The organism is Azospirillum canadense (genome assembly GCF_025961225.1).
GTDB classification, from domain to species: Bacteria; Pseudomonadota; Alphaproteobacteria; order Azospirillales; family Azospirillaceae; genus Azospirillum; species Azospirillum canadense.
In genome coordinates this window covers 2,545,431-2,561,273 of record NZ_JAOQNG010000001.1, presented here as the reverse complement: position 1 = coordinate 2,561,273, position 15,843 = coordinate 2,545,431, and the positions used below count along the sequence as shown (strand labels likewise).

Below are 15,843 nucleotides of genomic sequence, written 5' to 3'. Positions count from 1 at the left end.
TTGGCGGTGGAGGGGACTTGGGGAAGGCGGCGGCAGTCCCCTCTCCCGCGAAGCTCTCGCGCAAGCGAAGCTTGCGCTGACGCAGCAGGCGGACCCTCCGGGTCCGCTGAGAGCGGGGGAGGGTTAGGGAGGGGGCAAAAAGTTTAAGAAGGGTGGAGGAAAACCAGTATGCCGAGGCTTCTCATCGCCGCAAGCATCATGGCGGCACTCGCGGGACCAACCCTTGCGGCGCAAGCCGACCCTCCCGACCCCCTGGCCTCCGTCATGTGGGACGCGCTCCGGCCCGAGCTGTTCGGCAGCGCCCCCATCACCTTCGACGATCGCGTCACCGTCACCGCCCCGGCCAACGCCGAGGACGCCACCGCCGTGCCGGTGTTGGCCGACGCCTCCGCCCTTGGACGGGTGGAGGAGATGGTGCTGATCTCCGATCTCAACCCCTTTCCCGTCGTGCTGCGCTACCACCCCGTGGCCGCCAAGCCGGTCGTCGGCACGCGCATCCGGGTGCAGCAGGCGACCCCGGTCCGCGCCGCCGCGCGCACCCCGGACGGCGTTTGGCACATCGGCGGCCGGCTGGTGGACGCGGCCGGCGGCGGCTGCACCGCCCCGCCGGTCACCTACGCCGCCCGCGACTGGGCCGACCATGTGGGCGAGGTGCAGGCCCGCGCATGGCCTCCCTCCGGGGACGATAAGACCGCCCGCGTGCGCTTCCGGGTTCGCCACCCCATGGACAACGGGCTGATCGCCGGCATCCCCGCCTACTTCATCGAAACGCTCAGCCTGCGCGATTCGAATGGTACAGATCTGGCCCGGATCGATGTGCTGGAGCCGGTCAGCGAGAACCCCGTCTTCACGCTCGACGTGACGCCCGCCGCGGCGTCCCGAGCGTTGACGCTCGTCGGCCGTGATACCCAGGGCGGCGAGATCGCGGCCACCATTCCGCTCCCCTGGACGCAAGGGGCTTTGCCATGAGACTTGGGGCAATGAGGGCGCTCTTATCCTTTCTGCTCATCCTGGTCGCCGCGCCCGGCTGGGCGGCCGGCCCGCTGATCTACGGCCTGAAACCCACCCAAATCGCTCCGGACACCTACGTCTTCGAAGGCACGCGGGAGCATTTCACCCGCGCCAACGGCGGCAACATCCTGAACCCCGGCTTCATCGTCACCGGCGACGGCGTGATCGTGATCCAGTCCGGCCCTTCCCGCCGCTTCGGGGAGGAGATGCGGGCGGCGATCCGCACCGTCACCGACAAGCCGATCCGGAAGGTCTTCATCGGCAACCTGCACCCCGACTACTGGCTCGGCAACCAGGCCTTCGCCGACGTGCCGATCGCGGCGCTGCCCGGCACCATCGAGGGCATCAAGGCCGAGGGCAAGGGCATGACGGAGAACATGTACCGCCTCGTCGGCGACTGGATGCGCGGCACGGAACCGGTGGTCCCGACGGAGGCCGTCTACGGTTCCACGGTTGTCTACGGGTCGCACCGGCTGCGGCTGATCCCGCTGGAGGGCCACACCGCCGCCGACCTCGCCATCTACGACGAGACGACGCGCGTGCTGTTCGCCGGCGGGGTCGTCTTCTCCGACCGTACGCCCACCACGCCGCACGCCGACATTGCCAAGTGGCTGAAAGAGCTGGACGAGCTGGAGCCGCTGGACGTCGCCGTGCTGGTGCCGAACCATGGGCGCGTCCGCAGGGACAAGACGGCCATCGCCCAGACCCGCGACTGGCTGACTTGGCTTGACCGCATCTTGCGTGAACGGGCGGAGGCCGGCGCCGACATGGCGGACGCCCTGAACCTGCCGATTCCCGACCGGTTCCAATCCCTGGGCGTCCTGCACGAGGAGTACCAGCGCTCCGTCGCCCACCTCTGGCCCCGGATCGAGCGGGCCGCCCTGCCGCGGGTGAACTGAGCAAATCCAACCCTGCCCCGCCCCCGGCGGGAGAAGGGTCTTCGTGTCGTTTGAAAGCGAAGCATCAAACAATCGCAGCAAACCCGACCGCTCATCCTACTATTTGCCAATGGATCGTTTTCGGCCCCTCGGTAGACTGCCCTACAGTTGAAAGCATATGGGCTTCGCAGCGCAGCAGAGCGCCGCGTCATCCGTCAGACTCTGCCGAATAAAATCCGAGCTTGGGTGGCCTGGACGGGTGTTCGGGCCCGGCTTGCCCCACGGTTCGTTTGCCAATTTCCCTGGGAGGTATCCGCACCATGAAGCGTCTCTTCCGCACCTGCCTGCTGGCCAGCGCGATGGCGGTCGGCCTCGGCCTGTCCACCGCAGCGGGCGCCGCTGAAGGCCCGAGCAACGACGACCTCCTGAACGATGCCAAGTCGACGGGCGACGTCCTGACCTACGGCATGGGGCTCCAGGCCCAGCGCTTCAGCCCGCTGGACAAGCTGACGCCGGAGACGATCAAGGGCTTGGTCCCGGTGTGGTCCTTCTCCTTCGGCGGCGAGAAGCAGCGCGGGCAGGAAGCCCAGCCCATCATCCACGACGGCACCATCTACGTGACCGGCTCCTACTCGCGCCTCTACGCGGTGGACGCCAAGACCGGCCACAAGAAGTGGCAGTACGACCACCGTCTGCCCGAGGGCATCATGCCCTGCTGCGACGTGGTGAACCGCGGCGCGGCCATCTACAAGGACAAGGTCTATTTCGCGACGCTGGACGCCCGGCTGGTCGCGCTGAACAAGGACACTGGCAAGGTCGTCTGGTCGAAGAAGATCGCCGACTACCAGGCCGGCTTCTCCGCCACCGCGGCGCCGCTGATCGTCGACGGCAAGATCATCACCGGCAACTCCGGCGGTGAGTTCGGCGTCGTCGGCATGGTGGAGGCGCGCGACGCCGAGACGGGCGAGCTGGTCTGGACCCGTCCGACCGTCGAGGGCAACATGGGCACCCTCAACGGCAAAGACTCGACTATGACCGGCAAGCTGAACGCCAGCTGGCCGGGCGACCTGTACAAGACCGGCGGCGGCGCCACCTGGCTCGGCGGCACCTACGACCCGGAGACCAAGACGCTGTTCTTCGGCACGGGTAACCCGGCGCCCTGGAACTCGCACCTGCGTCCGGGCGACAACCTCTACACCTCGTCCACGCTGGCCATCGACCCGGCCAACGGCGAGATCAAGTGGCACTACCAGACCACGCCGCACGACGGCTGGGACTTCGACGGCGTGAACGAGTTCGTCTCCTTCGACCTTAAGAAGGACGGGCAGGTCATCAAGGCCGGCGCCAAGGCCGACCGCAACGGCTTCTTCTACGTGCTCGACCGCACCAACGGCAAGCTGCTGAACGCCTCGCCCTTCGTCACCAAGATCACCTGGGCGAAGGAGATCGACCTGAAGACCGGCCGCCCGGTCTACAACGACGACAACCGGCCGGGCGCGCCGGAAGCGGCGGAGAAGGGCAAGTCGGTCTTCGCGGCCCCGGCCTTCCTGGGCGCCAAGAACTGGATGCCGATGGCCTACAGCCCGGCGACCGAGCTGTTCTACGTCCCGGCCAACGAATGGGGCATGGACATCTGGAACGAGCCGATCACCTACAAGAAGGGTGCGGCCTACCTGGGTGCCGGCTTCACCATCAAGCCGCTCTACAACGACTACATCGGCGCGCTGCGCGCGATCGACCCGAAGACCGGCAAGATCGTGTGGGAGTACAAGAACCCGGCCCCGCTGTGGGGCGGCGTGCTGACCACCGCCGGCAACCTCGTCTTCACCGGCACGCCGGAAGGCGCCCTGAAGGCCTTCGATGCCAAGACCGGCAAGGAGGTCTGGCACTTCAACACCGGCTCCGGCGTCGTCGGCTCGCCCGTCACCTGGGAGCAGGACGGCGAGCAGTATGTGGCCGTGGTCTCCGGCTGGGGTGGCGCGGTCCCGCTGTGGGGCGGCGATGTGGCGAAGCTCGTCAAGGACATCAACCAGGGCGGCTCGCTCTGGGTCTTCAAGCTGCCGAAGGCGTGATGAACACGCTGGTATGACCAGAAAGGGGCGGGTCGAAGCGTTCGGCCCGCCTTTTTCTTGGCCGATCGAATGGAAAGAGATCGAAACGAAATTTCGCATGGCCGATTTCTTTGATCAAATATCGCCCATCGGCTTGCGTATTGTTGAGACGTTCGGCATCATGGCCGAAGGAAACGCCCCCGAAACGATGAGCGTGGAAACCACGCCATGAGCAGAATTCTGATTGCGGACGACCATCCGCTGGTTCGCGACGCCCTGCGCAGCGCCGTCCTCTATTCCTGCCAGGCGCAGGAAATCCACGAGGCCGGTTGCCTGGACGACGTCGTCACGACCCTGGCCGCGAAGGGGGAGCTGGACCTCGTCCTGCTCGACCTCAACATGCCGGGCATGAACGGCCTGACCGGACTGGTGGCCCTGCGCCGCCAATTCCCGGCCATTCCCATCGCCGTCGTCTCCGCGCACGAGGACCGCAAGGTCATGCTGGAGGCGGTGCGTTGTGGCGCGGCCGGCTTCATCCCCAAATCGACCCCGCGCGACGCCATCGCCGGGGCGCTCCGCCGCATCCTGGCCGGCGAGGTCTACCTGCCGGAGTCGGTGGAGGAAGACGCGGCGGCCGAGGACGACGAGACGGCGGAGATCGCCCGCCGCTTGTCGACCCTGACGGCGCAGCAGCTCCGCGTGCTGGAGATGCTGGGCACCGGCAAGCTGAACAAGGAAATCGCCTTCGAGCTGAACATCACCGAAACCACGGTGAAGGCGCACGTCTCGGCGATCCTGCAGAAGTTGAAGGTCTACAGCCGGACCCAGGCAGTGGTCTTCGCCAACCGGCTGCAGCTCGAAAAGGCCCGTTTCGGGATCTAGAGCGTCATTTCTCCAGCCTCATGCGGCGGGCGTCGGCGGCGGCGCGCGCCGCTTCGCGTCCGGGGTCGCCGCGGCCTAACCCGAAGGGCACCGTGCTGTCCAGGAACAGCGGCGCGTCGAAGAACTCCTCGTCGAAGCTCGGCAGCGGGTGGTCCTTGCTGCGCCGCAGGACGCTGGCCTTGCGCGACGCCCGCCGCGCCTCCAGCCCGGGGTCGCGCCGCCCCAGCTCTTCATCGCGGCTGGGCCGCTCCAGGATGATGATGGACCCGCCGAACGGGTCGTTGAACAGGACCGAATCCCGCGCCCGGTCGCCGCGGTGGCGGCTGCCGGAATCCAGGATGACGATCTCCCCGGCCGGAGCCGGTCCCGATAAGAGCGCGGTGGCGGCGCCCAGCAGAAGGAAGGACAGGATCAGGGTTCGCATGATCACCTCCGTCGGAAATCATGGGCGCCGCCCGTCCGCACGGGTGTGAGCTGGTTCACAGTTTGGTGCTGATTTTCGGCCGCTTGTGGCGCGTAGGTTGGGTGGAGGCGCAGCCGCAACCCAGCATCGTCGGCATGGAAGCGTGTGTTGGGTTGCGCTGCGCTCCACCCAACCTACGCAGGTTACGCCAGCACCCGAAACGCCGCTTCCGGGCGGGCCAGAAGCTCCGCGCGGAAGGCCTCCACCATGGCGTCGTCGCGCATCCCGCGCGGAACAGCCACCGGCACCTCGGCCACCACCCGCGTCGGTCCCGGCGCCATCACCAGGATGCGGTCGGCGAGCTGGATCGCCTCGCGCAGGTTGTGGGTGACGAACAGCACGGTGGCCGGGCGCCGCTCCAATGTCGCGGCGAGCAGGGAGCGCAGCCGCCGCGCCGTCGGTTCGTCCAGCGAGACGAAGGGCTCGTCCATCAGCAGCAGGTCCGGCTGCACCACGAAGGCGCGGGCCAGCGCCACCCGGCGGGCCATGCCGACCGACAGGCGGGTCGGGTATTGGTCGGCGACGGCCGTCAGGTCCATGGCGGCCAGCCACTCGTCCACCAGCGGGCCGCCGCGCAACGCCTTGGGCAGCACCAGCGCCACGTTCTGCCGCACCGTGCGCCAGGGCAGAAGCCGCGGATTCTGGAAGACGTAGCCCAGCACGGGCGCGCCGTTCCCAAACTCCACCGACCCTTCGAAGGCGCGGTCCAGGCCGGCGGCGATGTTCAGCGTCGTGGTCTTGCCGCAGCCGCTCGGGCCGACCAGCGCGACGAACTCGGCCGGCATCGCCTCCAGCGTCAGGCCGCGGATGGCCTCCCGCCCGGCGAAACGCTTGGCGCGGATCTCAAGCCTCAGCGCGCACCGGCCGCCAGCGGGTGAGCCGGCTTTCGACGGGTTGCAGGACGCAAAGCTCGAGGAGTTGGACGACGGCCACGAAGGCGACGGTGTACGCAAGAATGCCGGCCACATCGAACATCTGGAAGTACAGGTTGATCTGGAACCCAACCCCGTCGCTGCGGCCCAGCAACTCGACCACCAGCACGATCTTCCAGATCAGAGCCAGGCCGGACCGCGCCGCTGCGGCAAAGTAGGGGGTGAGCTGGGGCAGGATGACGTGGCGCAGCACGTCGGACCGCGCCATGCGGAAGGTCCGCGCCATCTCCACATACTGCTCGTCGATGGCGCGCGCCCCTTCGCGCAGCACGACGGTCGCGTTGGGAATCTTGTTGACCGCGACGGCGCCGATCGCCGCCGCCTCGGTCAGGCCGAACCACACATAGGCCAGCACGATCACCACCAGCGCGGGGATGTTCAGGAACACGGTCAGCCACGGCCCGAACAGCCGGTCCGCCGCGTCGGAGCGGCCGAGCAGGATGCCCAGCGCCGAGCCCACGGACATGGCGATCACGAAGGCCGCGGCCATGCGCGCCAGCGTGACGCCCAGATGGTGGAACAGCGCGCCGCTCGACGCCTCGCGCACCAGCGCCTCCAGCACGGCGGCGGGGCCGGGCAGGGCGCGGCTGGACGCCAGGTCGGCGGCCAATGCCCACAGCCCCACCAGCAACGCCAGCGACAGGATCGGGAGCAAGCGCCGCAGCCCCGGCATCAGAAGCGGACCGCCGGCCAGAAGGTGCCGTCGGGCAGGGTGGCCGCGTCACCGACCAAGTCCCGCCCGCCAAGCGACGCCATCAGGGCGTAGAGCGTCGCGGCACCCGCGCGCTCCTCCTCCGTCCAGCGCTTGGGGATGCCGGCGCGGAAATGGTCGCGCAAGGCGCGCCAGGTCGCCTCGTCCTCCGCCTGCATCAGCGGGCGCAGCCGCTCCCACTCCGCGTCGGAGCGGGCCATGATCTCCTTCGCCTTGGCCGACGCCTCGACGAAGCCCGCGAGAACCTCCGGCTTCGCCTTGGCCCAGGATTCGTGGAAGACGTAGCCGACCGCCGGGACGTCCGCGTCCAGGCCCAGCTGCCGCATCATCTCCCCGACCCCGATGACCGGGCGCATGCCCGCCGCCTCCAGCCGGGCGGCGTAGGGCCAGAAGTTCAGCGCGGCGTCCAGTTCGCCCGCCGCGATCTTCTGGTTCAGCAGCGGTGGGGCGGCGTAGGTCGGCTTGGCCTCCGCGTTCAGGTCGAGCTGGTAGCGGTCGCGGGCCAGTGCCTTCAGCAGAAGCCAGCTTTTGTCGATGGGCGTGCCGGCCACGCCAATGCGCTTGCCGCGCAGGTCGGCCACGCCGCGGATGGCCGAGTCCGCCGGGACCACCAGCGCGCCGACCGCGGCGGAATGGGGGATGAAGGTCAGGTCAGCGCCGGCCGCGCGCTGGCGCGCCACCCACAGCCAGTCGCTGGCGATCAGGTCCACCGATCCGGCTTGCAATGCCACCTGCGTCGCCTGACTGCCGGCAAGCTCCACGAGCTTCAGCTCAAAGCCCGCGGCCTCGTCCAGGTGGTGCTGCCGGATGACGTCCAGTTCCCAGCTGACCGTGCCGAACTTCAGCACGCCGACGGTCACCGTCGGCTTCCCGGCGGCATTGGCCGGCCCGGGAACGCTCATCACCAGAAAGATAAGGGCCGCGAAAACACGGGCGAGGGACATCAGGCGCATGGGCGAGCCCCTGCGACAAAAATTGCGTATGTGTGCGGGATGCGTCGCGTCACAGTTGCGCAGTGGACAGGGCGGCGGAAAGGCCACCGCCCGTGCCACATAACAAGGAGATGTCGAGGATGGAGAAAATCCTGACGCTCCTGATCCTGCTGCTTCAGGTGGTCAAGGTGATCCTTGATCTCCTGAACCGGTAGGGATCGGGCCGGGAGGCAGGGGTCTAGCCCCCCCTGTCTCCCGAGCCTGATGATGGTATTTCCGGTCATCTTTTGCAAGTTGGGCATCGGCAGGACAACCGGTTCAGCGACAGTAGGTCGCGCGTGAATTCGGAGGACAAGGATAGGTTCCGCTTCGCACCCCCCGGTATTCGACTATCGGGCAACTTGACCCTTCCGGACCCCGGCGATTTCGTGGGGCCACCGGAAAAATCGGGGGGAGGATCGGGATGCGGGGACTGACACGCTGCGCCGGAACGGCGCTTCTGCTGGCGTTCCTGTCAGGTGCCGCGCTGGCGACGGAGCCGGTTCCGATCCCTGACGGCTACCGCATGGCCAACTACCGCTCCCCGACGCCGGCCGAACTGCCGGGGGCGGTCACGGTGGACACCGCCCAGGCCCGCGCGCTGGTGGAGGCGGGTGGAGCCCTGCCGGTCAATGTCTTGAAGCTCGACCGCAGCACGCTGCCCGGCGGCCCCTGGATCGTCCCGAAGCCCTTCCCGCAGATCCCCGGCGGCGTTTGGCTGCCCAACGTCGGCCTGGGCGCCCTGACGCCGGAGTTGGAGGGCTATTTCCGCGGCCGGCTGGAGGATCTGACCAAGGGCGACCGCGACCGGGGCCTGATGTTCTACTGCCTGGCCGACTGCTGGATGTCGTGGAACGCGGCGAAGCGGGCGCTGGCGATGGACTACCGCCGGGTCTACTGGTTCCGCGACGGGATGGACGGCTGGGCCGAGGCCGGGCTGCCCACCGAGGAGGCCAAACCGCTGCCGGTGGCCGATCGGTGAGGCGGGCCCGGCCGGCTGGCCGTCACTGCTTCAGCGTCTTCAGGAAGGCGATCAGGTAATCCTGCTCAGCGCGGTCGGTGATGGCGACGTGGCGCATGCGGGTGCCGGGAACGAACTTGTCGTTGCCGGCGATCCACTGGCGCAGGTTGTTCTCCGTCCAGGTGATGTTGGACGCCTTCAGCGCGTCCGAATAGTCGAAGCGCGGGATGCTCCCGGCCTTGCGGCCGACGACGTTGTACAGGCTGGGGCCGAAGGCGTTCTTGCTGCTGTCCAGCGAATGGCAGGCCGCGCACTGGTGGAACACCTGCTGGCCGGCGGCTTCCTCCGCGGACTTGGGCTTCGGACCGCTGCCCTGGGCGAGCGCCGTGCCGGAGGCGAGCAGGGTGCCGGCGACGAGCGCGAGAATAGCGGATTTCGCGGCGGTGGATTTGGTGGTGGTCATGGAAAAGGCTCCCCGGTGTCGATGGCCCGCGACCGGTCCCAGGATATCGGGCGCCGCGGACGTCGATGCGGCGCATCATAGGAGCGGGAGCTTCGCCGCCTAATTGGACTTTAGAACAAGCCCGCAGCGCCTGTGGGGAGATTGGTGCGAGAGAGGGGAATCGAACCCCTAAGACCTTGCGGCCGGTGGATTTTGAGTCCACTGCGTCTACCAGTTCCGCCACTCTCGCAAACCGGTGCCCGCTATATAGAGGGGATTTGCCGTTTCGACAAAGAGTTTTCCGCGCCGCGCCTCACAGCGTCTGGTCGAAGGCCGGTCCGCGCGCTAATCTTCCCGTCATGATGAACCGTTTCGCTCTCGATGACCCGCGCTTCCCCGCAGCGTTCCTGGCGATCGCCAGCGCCGGGATCCTGGCGGCGGCGCTGTTCTTCCAGTTCGCGCTGGGCTACCAGCCCTGCGTTCTGTGCCTGTGGCAGCGGGTGCCCTACGGGGCGGTGATCGCCTTCTCCATCGCGACGCTGCTGTTCCGGCAGTGGAAGGGGCTCGGCGACGCCCTGCTGGTGGCCAGCGGGTTCGCGCTGCTCGCCGGGGCCGGCATCGCCGCCTACCATGTGGGGGTGGAGCAGCACTGGTGGGCCGGCACCTCGGCCTGCGGTTCCACCGGCCACGCCCCGCAGACGCTGGAGGAGTTGCGCGCCCAGGTGCTGGCCGCGCCCGTGACGCGCTGCGACGAGGTGGCCTGGTCGCTGTTCGGCGTGTCGATGGCCGGCTACAATGTCCTCATCTCGCTGGCCCTGTCCGCCTTCGCCTTCCTGGCCGCGCGCAGCGCCTACATCCGGACCACGGCCACCAGGACCTTCGCATGACCCCGCTCGACGAACGCTCCACCGCCACCGCCACCGGCGCCGTCATCGCCAAGCCCGCGGAGCCTAAAAAGCCCTGCGGCCGGCTGCCCGGCGACCCGACTCCGGAGGAGCGGCTGGCCCGCATCGTCCGCGTGGACCACGCCGGCGAATACGGCGCCAAGCGCATCTACGAAGGGCAGATTTCGGTAATGGGCAAGGGCCGGCACGGCCGGACGCTGCGCCACATGGCCGACCAGGAACTGGAGCACCTGCGCTATTTCGAGGGTCAGCTGAACGCGCGCCAAGTGCGGCCCACGCTGTTGCAGCCCTTCTGGCACGTGGCCGGCTTCCTGCTGGGCGCCGGCACGGCGGTCCTGGGGGAACGGGCGGCGATGGCCTGCACTGTGGCGGTCGAGGAGGTCATCGACGGCCACTACGAGTCGCAGCTGAAGCACCTCGGCCCCGAGGAGGCGGAGCTGAAAACCTCCATCCTCAAGTTCCAGGCGGAGGAGATGGAGCACCGCGACATCGGGCTGACCAACGGGGCCGAGCAGGCGCCCGGCTACCCGGTCCTGTCCGCCGCCATCAAGGCGGGCACCAAGGCGGCCATCTGGCTGGCCGAACGGGTGTAGCGGTCAATCGGGCGCCTAATCCAACGGGCCCGCGCCGGTTTCCGCCGGCGCGGGCGTTCCGTAGATCTCGTCCTCCGTGCGTCCGCACCCTTCGCACCGGCCGTCCTCGCCGATGATGCAGATGCCGATGCAGACGTTTTCTTCCTCGTCCATGATGCCCGCCGTTCACATGGGATCCAATTCGGTGTCCCAATAAAGAAAATCCCGCCAACTTTCATGGAGGAAGTTTGGCGGGAAGGCTCGTCCGTTCTCTTGAAGCTCGTAGGCGGTCGGCTGGAAGGGAGGACTGAGAGGGATCATGCCGCAGGTGTGCGGCAGCCTGTTTCCCTTCGCCAGGTTGCAGGCCGAGCAGGAGGTGACGACGTTGTCCCAGGTGGTGCGCCCGCCGCGCGACCGCGGGATGACATGGTCGAAGGTCAGTTCCTGCGTCGGAAACGGGCGGCCGCAGTACTGGCAGGCGAAGCGGTCGCGCAGGAACACGTTGAAGCGCGTGAAAGCCGGCCGCCGTGTCGCCGGAATGAACTCCTTCAGCGAAATGACGCTGGGCAGCTTGATTTCGAAGCTGGGGGAGCGAACCGTGCGGTCATATTCGGAGATGATGTTCACCCGGTCCAGGAAGACGGCCTTGACCGCTTCCTGCCATGACCATAGCGACAGCGGGAAGTAGCTGAGCGGACGAAAGTCTGCGTTCAGCACCAGAGCCGGACAGTGATCGGGTGGTGGAGCCAATGGCCACTCCCTTGTCTGGATCGTTCTGGATCGTTTCTGGCCGTCCGTCCATTCCGCCGGAAAAAAGCCCCAACGGATGTACGGCACACCAGATAGATAGATGATCCGTCCCGCAATCTCAACATCTCGGGCCTCGCTGCGGCAATTCTTCACGATCCTGTAACCCGATCGATGGAGAGGCACGGGGCGGAAAAGGCCCGGAACTTTGCGCGAGCCGGCCGTTCCCCGGGCGCTTCCCCGCCGTTTGGGAGGCGGTGTGACAAATCCCGTCACCCCATCCGCGTCGCAGCGCCGACGCTATTTTTGGCTGTCATGGTTACCTCGCGTTAACCATGCTCTGCGATGGTTGCCCCGCATTCCAAGCAGGTTTCGCGGGTTTCCCGAAACCGCCCGTGGGAGGGCGGTGGAAGGGGACCCGGCTTAGGGGGACATCCATGAGCGCCATCATCATCAGCCTCGCCGAGAAGCGCGCCGAACGCGAGGAGCGCGACCGCCAGCGCCGCATCGACGCCTTCGACCGCGAGCTGCGCCGCCGGCTCGCCATGTATCTCGAAGGCGAGGACATCCCGGTCGAGCCGATCAAGGACAACCCCTACATCTGAGCCCGTTCGTTCGGGTATAAGAGCGGGCATGACCGACGACGTCACCCGCTTTGCGCCGAGCCCGACCGGCCACCTTCATCTCGGGCACGCCCATTCCGCCCTGTTTGGCTGGCGGGCCGCCAAGTCGGCGGGCGGGCGGTTCCTGCTGCGCATCGAGGACATCGATCCCCAGCGCTGCCGGCCGGAGTTCGAACGCGACCTGATGGAAGACCTGGCGTGGCTCGGGCTGACGTGGGAGACGCCCGTCCGCCGCCAGTCGGATCATCTGGACGACCACCGCGCCGCCCTGGCGCGGCTCCGCGACCTCGGCGTCGTCTATCCCTGTTTCTGCACGCGCAAGGACATCGCCGCGGAGATCGCCCGCGCCGGCCATGCCCCGCACGGCCCGGACGGGCCGCTGTACCCCGGCACCTGCCGCCATCTGGACGATTCCCTGCGGCGCGAGCGAATGGCGGAGGGCGCGGCCTACGCGCTCCGCCTCGACGTGGCGAGGGCCATGGCCGTCACCGGGCCCCTGCGCTGGCACGACCGCGCCCGCGGCTGGCAGGAGGCGACGCCGGAGATCCTGGGCGACGTCGTGCTGGCCCGCAAGGACACGCCGACCAGCTACCACCTCGCCGTCACGGTGGACGACCACCTCCAGGGCGTGACGCTGGTGACGCGCGGCGAGGACCTTTTCTTCGCGACCCACATTCACCGCCTGCTCCAGGCGCTTCTGCGAGCCGAGCCTCCCGACTACCATCACCATTCCTTGCTGACGAACGAGCGCGGCGAGAGGCTGGCCAAGCGCGACCAGACGAAATCCCTGCGTTCCCTCAGGGAAGCGGGGCTGGAACCGTCCGCGGTGCGTGCATTGGCCGGCTTTCCGAACGACCTATGATCATCATCCGCAGGTCTCATATCGATCCGAAGAACGTCATGAGTCGAAACAGCCCACCTGGAATCATCCGTAATTTCAGCGTATCTTTCTAAAGAGTTTGAATGTCCGGTGGCTGATCAACCCGCCGGGCCGGATCCGAGATGACGAATCTCGGACGCAGGATCCCAGACGGGGGTCGACAATGCGGGTGGCGCCATCCGGGGCAGTGATCCCTGCTCTGCAGAATCCCGCGGACGCGCAGCGGGTCTTTGATGCGCTGGGGGTGCTCGTCGTGGTCCTCGACGGCCATGGGCGCATCACCGATATGAACGCGGCGGCACAACGCCTCGCCAACGTGGCGCGGGAAGCGCTGATCGGGCAGCCCTTTGCGGCGGCCTTCCTATGGGGCGGGGCCGACGACGCGGGGCACCGGCTCGGCGACGCCCTGGCCGCGGCCGGCGACGGGATGTGCCGCACGCTGACCCTGCGTGCCGACGACCACTGGCTGGACCTGACCGTGGCGCCGCTGCCGTCGGTGGAGGGCGCGGAGCCCGGCCTTGTGGTGACCGGCGTGGACGCCGGCCGGCGCATACGCGCCGAGAAGGACGCACGCGACCGCGAGGACCGTCTGCGCACCGCCAAGGAGGAGGCGAAGCGCGCCAACCGCTCCAAGGCAAATTTCCTGGCCGCCGCCAGCCACGACCTGCGCCAGCCCGCGCAGTCGCTGACCCTGTTCGGCGCCCTGCTGGCCGACCGGCTGCGTGGCCACGCGCAGATGCCGCTGGTGCACAGCCTGAACCAGGCGGTCGAGGCCCTGCGCGCCCTGCTCGACGCCCTGCTCGACGTGGCGCGGCTCGACGCCGGCATCGTCGTGCCGGAACCGGCGCCCTTTCCGTTGGCCGACCTGCTCGAACGCCTGCGGGCGGACTATGGCCCACGCGCCTATGGGAAGGGGCTGCGCCTGCACGTCCGGCCGACCGGCGCGTGGGTCCACACCGACGCCGCGCTGCTGGAGCGCCTTCTGCGCAACCTGCTGGACAACGCCCTGAAATACACCGGCGTCGGCGGCGTGCTCGTCGGATGCCGGTTGCGCGGCGGCGTCCTGCGCATCGACGTGGTGGACAGCGGCGTCGGGGTGCCGACCGACAGGCTGGAGGACATCTTCGAGGAATTCGTCCAGCTCGGCAACGCGGAGCGCGACCGCGCGCGGGGGCTCGGCCTCGGCCTCGCGGTGGTGAAGCGGCTGTCGCGGCTGCTGGGCCTGCCGGTCACCGTGCGCTCCTCGCCCGGCCGGGGAACCCGTTTTTCCGTGGAGGTACCGATGCACATCGCGTCGCAGCCCGCGCCGGCGGGCCGGACATGGAGCGATCTGGACGGCGACTGCGGGCTGGCGCTTCTCATCGACGACGAGGCGCTGATCCTGGAAAGCCTGCGCATGGTGCTGGAGCAGTGGGGCTGGGACGTGCTGGCCGCCCCCTCGGGGGAAGAGGCGCTACGCCTCCTGGAGGGGGCGGAGCGGCTGCCCGACGTGATCATCGCCGATTACCGCCTGCGCCACAGCCGAACGGGGGTGGAGGCGATTCGCGACGTGCACGCCCTGCTCGGCACCCCGATTCCGGCCATCGTGCTGACCGGGGACACCAACCCCGACCGCATCCGGGAGGCGCGGCTCAGCGGCTTCGCCGTCCTGCACAAGCCGGTGACCCTGACGGAGCTGTCGACCCAGCTCACCACCGTGCGGACCCGCCCCATGGTCGCCGCCGATTGACGGGAGCAGACCCTCTCCCTGCGGAGCAGGGAGAGGGGTGAACAGGCCTAAAGCGAAATTCCGTTCGCCTTAAATCCAAATGGCCTCATTCGCCGGCTCTCAGCGGATGCCTTTGGCATCCGCCTGCCGCCAGCGGGAACTTCGTTCCCGCGAGAGGCCAAGCTTCGGCCGCATGGGCGGCCGGGACTGCGGTCGCAGTCCAAAGTGGATCGCAATCCGCTTTAACGCCGCAGGCCGGCGACGATGTCCAGGTAGTCCGGCTCCTCCGGCTTCAGCCAGCCATGGCGGACCAGGAAGTCGATGACCACGAGGTTCACGTTGAACTTCCAGTCCCCAGTCGTCCGCACCGACTCCGCGACACGGTCCAGGGGCCACAGCTCGAATTTCTCGACTTCGCCGTCGGTGTTGGCCGGCACGAAACCGGGGTCGAGTTCCAGGTCGTAGAGGAACAGCGTGTCGCGCTTCAGCCCGGCCTGCGTCTCCATGACGTAGGACAGGGCGCCGACCGGCAGGGCGCGGGCGGCGAGGTCGGCGCCGATGCCCGCCTCCTCCTGCGCTTCCTTGACCAGGTTCTCGGCGAGCGACAGGCCGATCGGCTGGCCGCCGGCGATCAGGTTGTCGAACTGGCCGGGCGCCACCTCGCGGTCGCGGGCGCGGTGGCCGACCCACAGGGCGAGGCTTCCATCGTCTTGCCGGACAAAGCCGTTCACGTGGATGCCGTAGGCGGCGATGCCGAACTGGGCCACCGCCGCGCGGTCGATGCGCATCAGCGGCTCCGCACCCCATTTGGGCAGCACCGGGTAGAACTCGTTGCGCAGGGACTTGACCGCCCCGTCCTCGACCAGGAACTGCGCGGCGTGCTCCAGCGTGGCGGAACGCGCCTCGAAATCGCGCAGCTCCGGCGCCAGCGTCACACGGTCGGCCGTCACGACGAATCCCGGATCGACCTCGGGCAGCCGTTCCGCCAGCGCGTGGCGGATCCAGCCGATGCGGTGCCCCTCGACGTCGAATGGACGGAAGCCGGAGAGGTCGTGCGCGTTGCACGCGCGAATGTGATCGAGGAAGCTCATGCTCTCCCGTGTAT

General features: G+C 68.2%; 19 protein-coding genes and 1 tRNA gene. 11 read left to right on the top strand and 9 right to left on the bottom strand.

The window, feature by feature from the left end; translation table 11 throughout:
* The first annotated feature begins 168 nt into the window (after positions 1 to 168).
* From M2351_RS12165 to M2351_RS12145, 5 genes are all read left to right on the top strand, one after another.
* On the top strand, positions 169 to 969 hold the full coding sequence (locus tag M2351_RS12165; RefSeq protein WP_264656317.1) for a quinoprotein dehydrogenase-associated SoxYZ-like carrier: 801 nt from the start codon (positions 169 to 171) through the stop codon (positions 967 to 969).
* An 11-nt stretch (positions 970 to 980) separates the two neighbouring features.
* Entirely contained in the window at positions 981 to 1,910 is a 930-nt protein-coding gene (locus tag M2351_RS12160; RefSeq protein ID WP_264656316.1) for a quinoprotein relay system zinc metallohydrolase 1, read from the top strand.
* A gap of 299 nt (positions 1,911 to 2,209) precedes the next feature.
* Positions 2,210 to 3,961, top strand: a complete 1,752-nt coding sequence (locus M2351_RS12155; RefSeq protein ID WP_264656315.1) for a methanol/ethanol family PQQ-dependent dehydrogenase — start codon at positions 2,210 to 2,212, stop codon at positions 3,959 to 3,961.
* Positions 3,962 to 3,974: 13 nt separating this feature from the next.
* Positions 3,975 to 4,172 carry a hypothetical protein gene (locus M2351_RS12150; RefSeq protein ID WP_264656314.1) on the top strand — a complete coding sequence of 66 codons (198 nt, stop codon included), beginning with the start codon at positions 3,975 to 3,977 and terminating at the stop codon, positions 4,170 to 4,172.
* Complete coding sequence (locus M2351_RS12145; protein ID WP_264656313.1) at positions 4,169 to 4,822, top strand: response regulator; 654 nt, start codon at positions 4,169 to 4,171, stop codon at positions 4,820 to 4,822. The genes M2351_RS12150 and M2351_RS12145 overlap by 4 nt, the downstream gene beginning before the upstream one ends.
* A gap of 4 nt (positions 4,823 to 4,826) precedes the next feature.
* Here M2351_RS12145 and M2351_RS12140 read toward each other — a convergent pair whose 3' ends face one another.
* From M2351_RS12140 to M2351_RS12125, 4 genes are all read right to left on the bottom strand, one after another.
* On the bottom strand, positions 4,827 to 5,246 hold the full coding sequence (locus M2351_RS12140; RefSeq protein ID WP_264656312.1) for a hypothetical protein: 420 nt from the start codon (positions 5,244 to 5,246) through the stop codon (positions 4,827 to 4,829).
* A gap of 182 nt (positions 5,247 to 5,428) precedes the next feature.
* On the bottom strand, positions 5,429 to 6,238 hold the full coding sequence (locus M2351_RS12135) for an ABC transporter ATP-binding protein (protein ID WP_406567379.1): 810 nt from the start codon (positions 6,236 to 6,238) through the stop codon (positions 5,429 to 5,431).
* A complete protein-coding gene (locus M2351_RS12130) occupies positions 6,129 to 6,890 on the bottom strand; it encodes an ABC transporter permease (RefSeq protein WP_264656311.1) in 762 nt (253 codons plus the stop codon). The genes M2351_RS12135 and M2351_RS12130 overlap by 110 nt, the downstream gene beginning before the upstream one ends.
* A complete protein-coding gene (locus tag M2351_RS12125; protein WP_264656310.1) occupies positions 6,890 to 7,882 on the bottom strand; it encodes an ABC transporter substrate-binding protein in 993 nt (330 codons plus the stop codon). Before M2351_RS12125 ends, M2351_RS12130 begins: the two co-directional genes overlap by 1 nt.
* 442 nt (positions 7,883 to 8,324) lie before the next feature.
* On the opposite strand from M2351_RS12125, the gene M2351_RS12120 reads away from it, so the two are divergent.
* Complete coding sequence (locus M2351_RS12120) at positions 8,325 to 8,882, top strand: rhodanese-like domain-containing protein (protein ID WP_264656309.1); 558 nt, start codon at positions 8,325 to 8,327, stop codon at positions 8,880 to 8,882.
* Between the two features lie 22 nt (positions 8,883 to 8,904).
* Here the strand turns inward: M2351_RS12120 and M2351_RS12115 are convergent, their stop codons facing one another.
* Both M2351_RS12115 and M2351_RS12110 read right to left on the bottom strand, forming a co-directional pair.
* Entirely contained in the window at positions 8,905 to 9,324 is a 420-nt protein-coding gene (locus M2351_RS12115; RefSeq protein ID WP_264656308.1) for a c-type cytochrome, read from the bottom strand.
* 142 nt (positions 9,325 to 9,466) lie between these two features.
* Positions 9,467 to 9,553: transfer RNA gene (locus tag M2351_RS12110), tRNA-Leu, on the bottom strand.
* Positions 9,554 to 9,662: 109 nt separating this feature from the next.
* On the opposite strand from M2351_RS12110, the gene M2351_RS12105 reads away from it, so the two are divergent.
* Both M2351_RS12105 and M2351_RS12100 read left to right on the top strand, forming a co-directional pair.
* Entirely contained in the window at positions 9,663 to 10,190 is a 528-nt protein-coding gene (locus tag M2351_RS12105; protein WP_264656307.1) for a disulfide bond formation protein B, read from the top strand.
* Positions 10,187 to 10,801, top strand: a complete 615-nt coding sequence (locus tag M2351_RS12100; protein WP_264656306.1) for a demethoxyubiquinone hydroxylase family protein — start codon at positions 10,187 to 10,189, stop codon at positions 10,799 to 10,801. Before M2351_RS12105 ends, M2351_RS12100 begins: the two co-directional genes overlap by 4 nt.
* Before the next feature lie 15 nt (positions 10,802 to 10,816).
* Here the strand turns inward: M2351_RS12100 and M2351_RS12095 are convergent, their stop codons facing one another.
* Both M2351_RS12095 and M2351_RS12090 read right to left on the bottom strand, forming a co-directional pair.
* Entirely contained in the window at positions 10,817 to 10,954 is a 138-nt protein-coding gene (locus tag M2351_RS12095) for a DUF1289 domain-containing protein (RefSeq protein ID WP_264656305.1), read from the bottom strand.
* A 12-nt stretch (positions 10,955 to 10,966) separates the two neighbouring features.
* Positions 10,967 to 11,530 carry an HNH endonuclease gene (locus M2351_RS12090; RefSeq protein ID WP_209769894.1) on the bottom strand — a complete coding sequence of 188 codons (564 nt, stop codon included), beginning with the start codon at positions 11,528 to 11,530 and terminating at the stop codon, positions 10,967 to 10,969.
* Positions 11,531 to 11,964: 434 nt separating this feature from the next.
* Between M2351_RS12090 and M2351_RS12085 the strand changes: the two genes are divergently transcribed.
* The 3 genes from M2351_RS12085 (at position 11,965) to M2351_RS12075 (ending at position 14,759) form a co-directional block, all read left to right on the top strand.
* Positions 11,965 to 12,132, top strand: a complete 168-nt coding sequence (locus M2351_RS12085) for a hypothetical protein (protein WP_209769893.1) — start codon at positions 11,965 to 11,967, stop codon at positions 12,130 to 12,132.
* 28 nt (positions 12,133 to 12,160) lie between these two features.
* On the top strand, positions 12,161 to 13,012 hold the full coding sequence (gluQRS, locus tag M2351_RS12080; RefSeq protein WP_264656304.1) for a tRNA glutamyl-Q(34) synthetase GluQRS: 852 nt from the start codon (positions 12,161 to 12,163) through the stop codon (positions 13,010 to 13,012).
* 205 nt (positions 13,013 to 13,217) lie between these two features.
* Positions 13,218 to 14,759, top strand: coding sequence for a PAS domain-containing hybrid sensor histidine kinase/response regulator (locus M2351_RS12075; protein ID WP_264656303.1), 1,542 nt, complete (start codon positions 13,218 to 13,220; stop codon positions 14,757 to 14,759).
* Positions 14,760 to 14,980: 221 nt separating this feature from the next.
* Here the strand turns inward: M2351_RS12075 and M2351_RS12070 are convergent, their stop codons facing one another.
* On the bottom strand, positions 14,981 to 15,829 hold the full coding sequence (locus M2351_RS12070; protein ID WP_264656302.1) for a DUF4743 domain-containing protein: 849 nt from the start codon (positions 15,827 to 15,829) through the stop codon (positions 14,981 to 14,983).
* Positions 15,830 to 15,843: the final 14 nt, after the last annotated feature.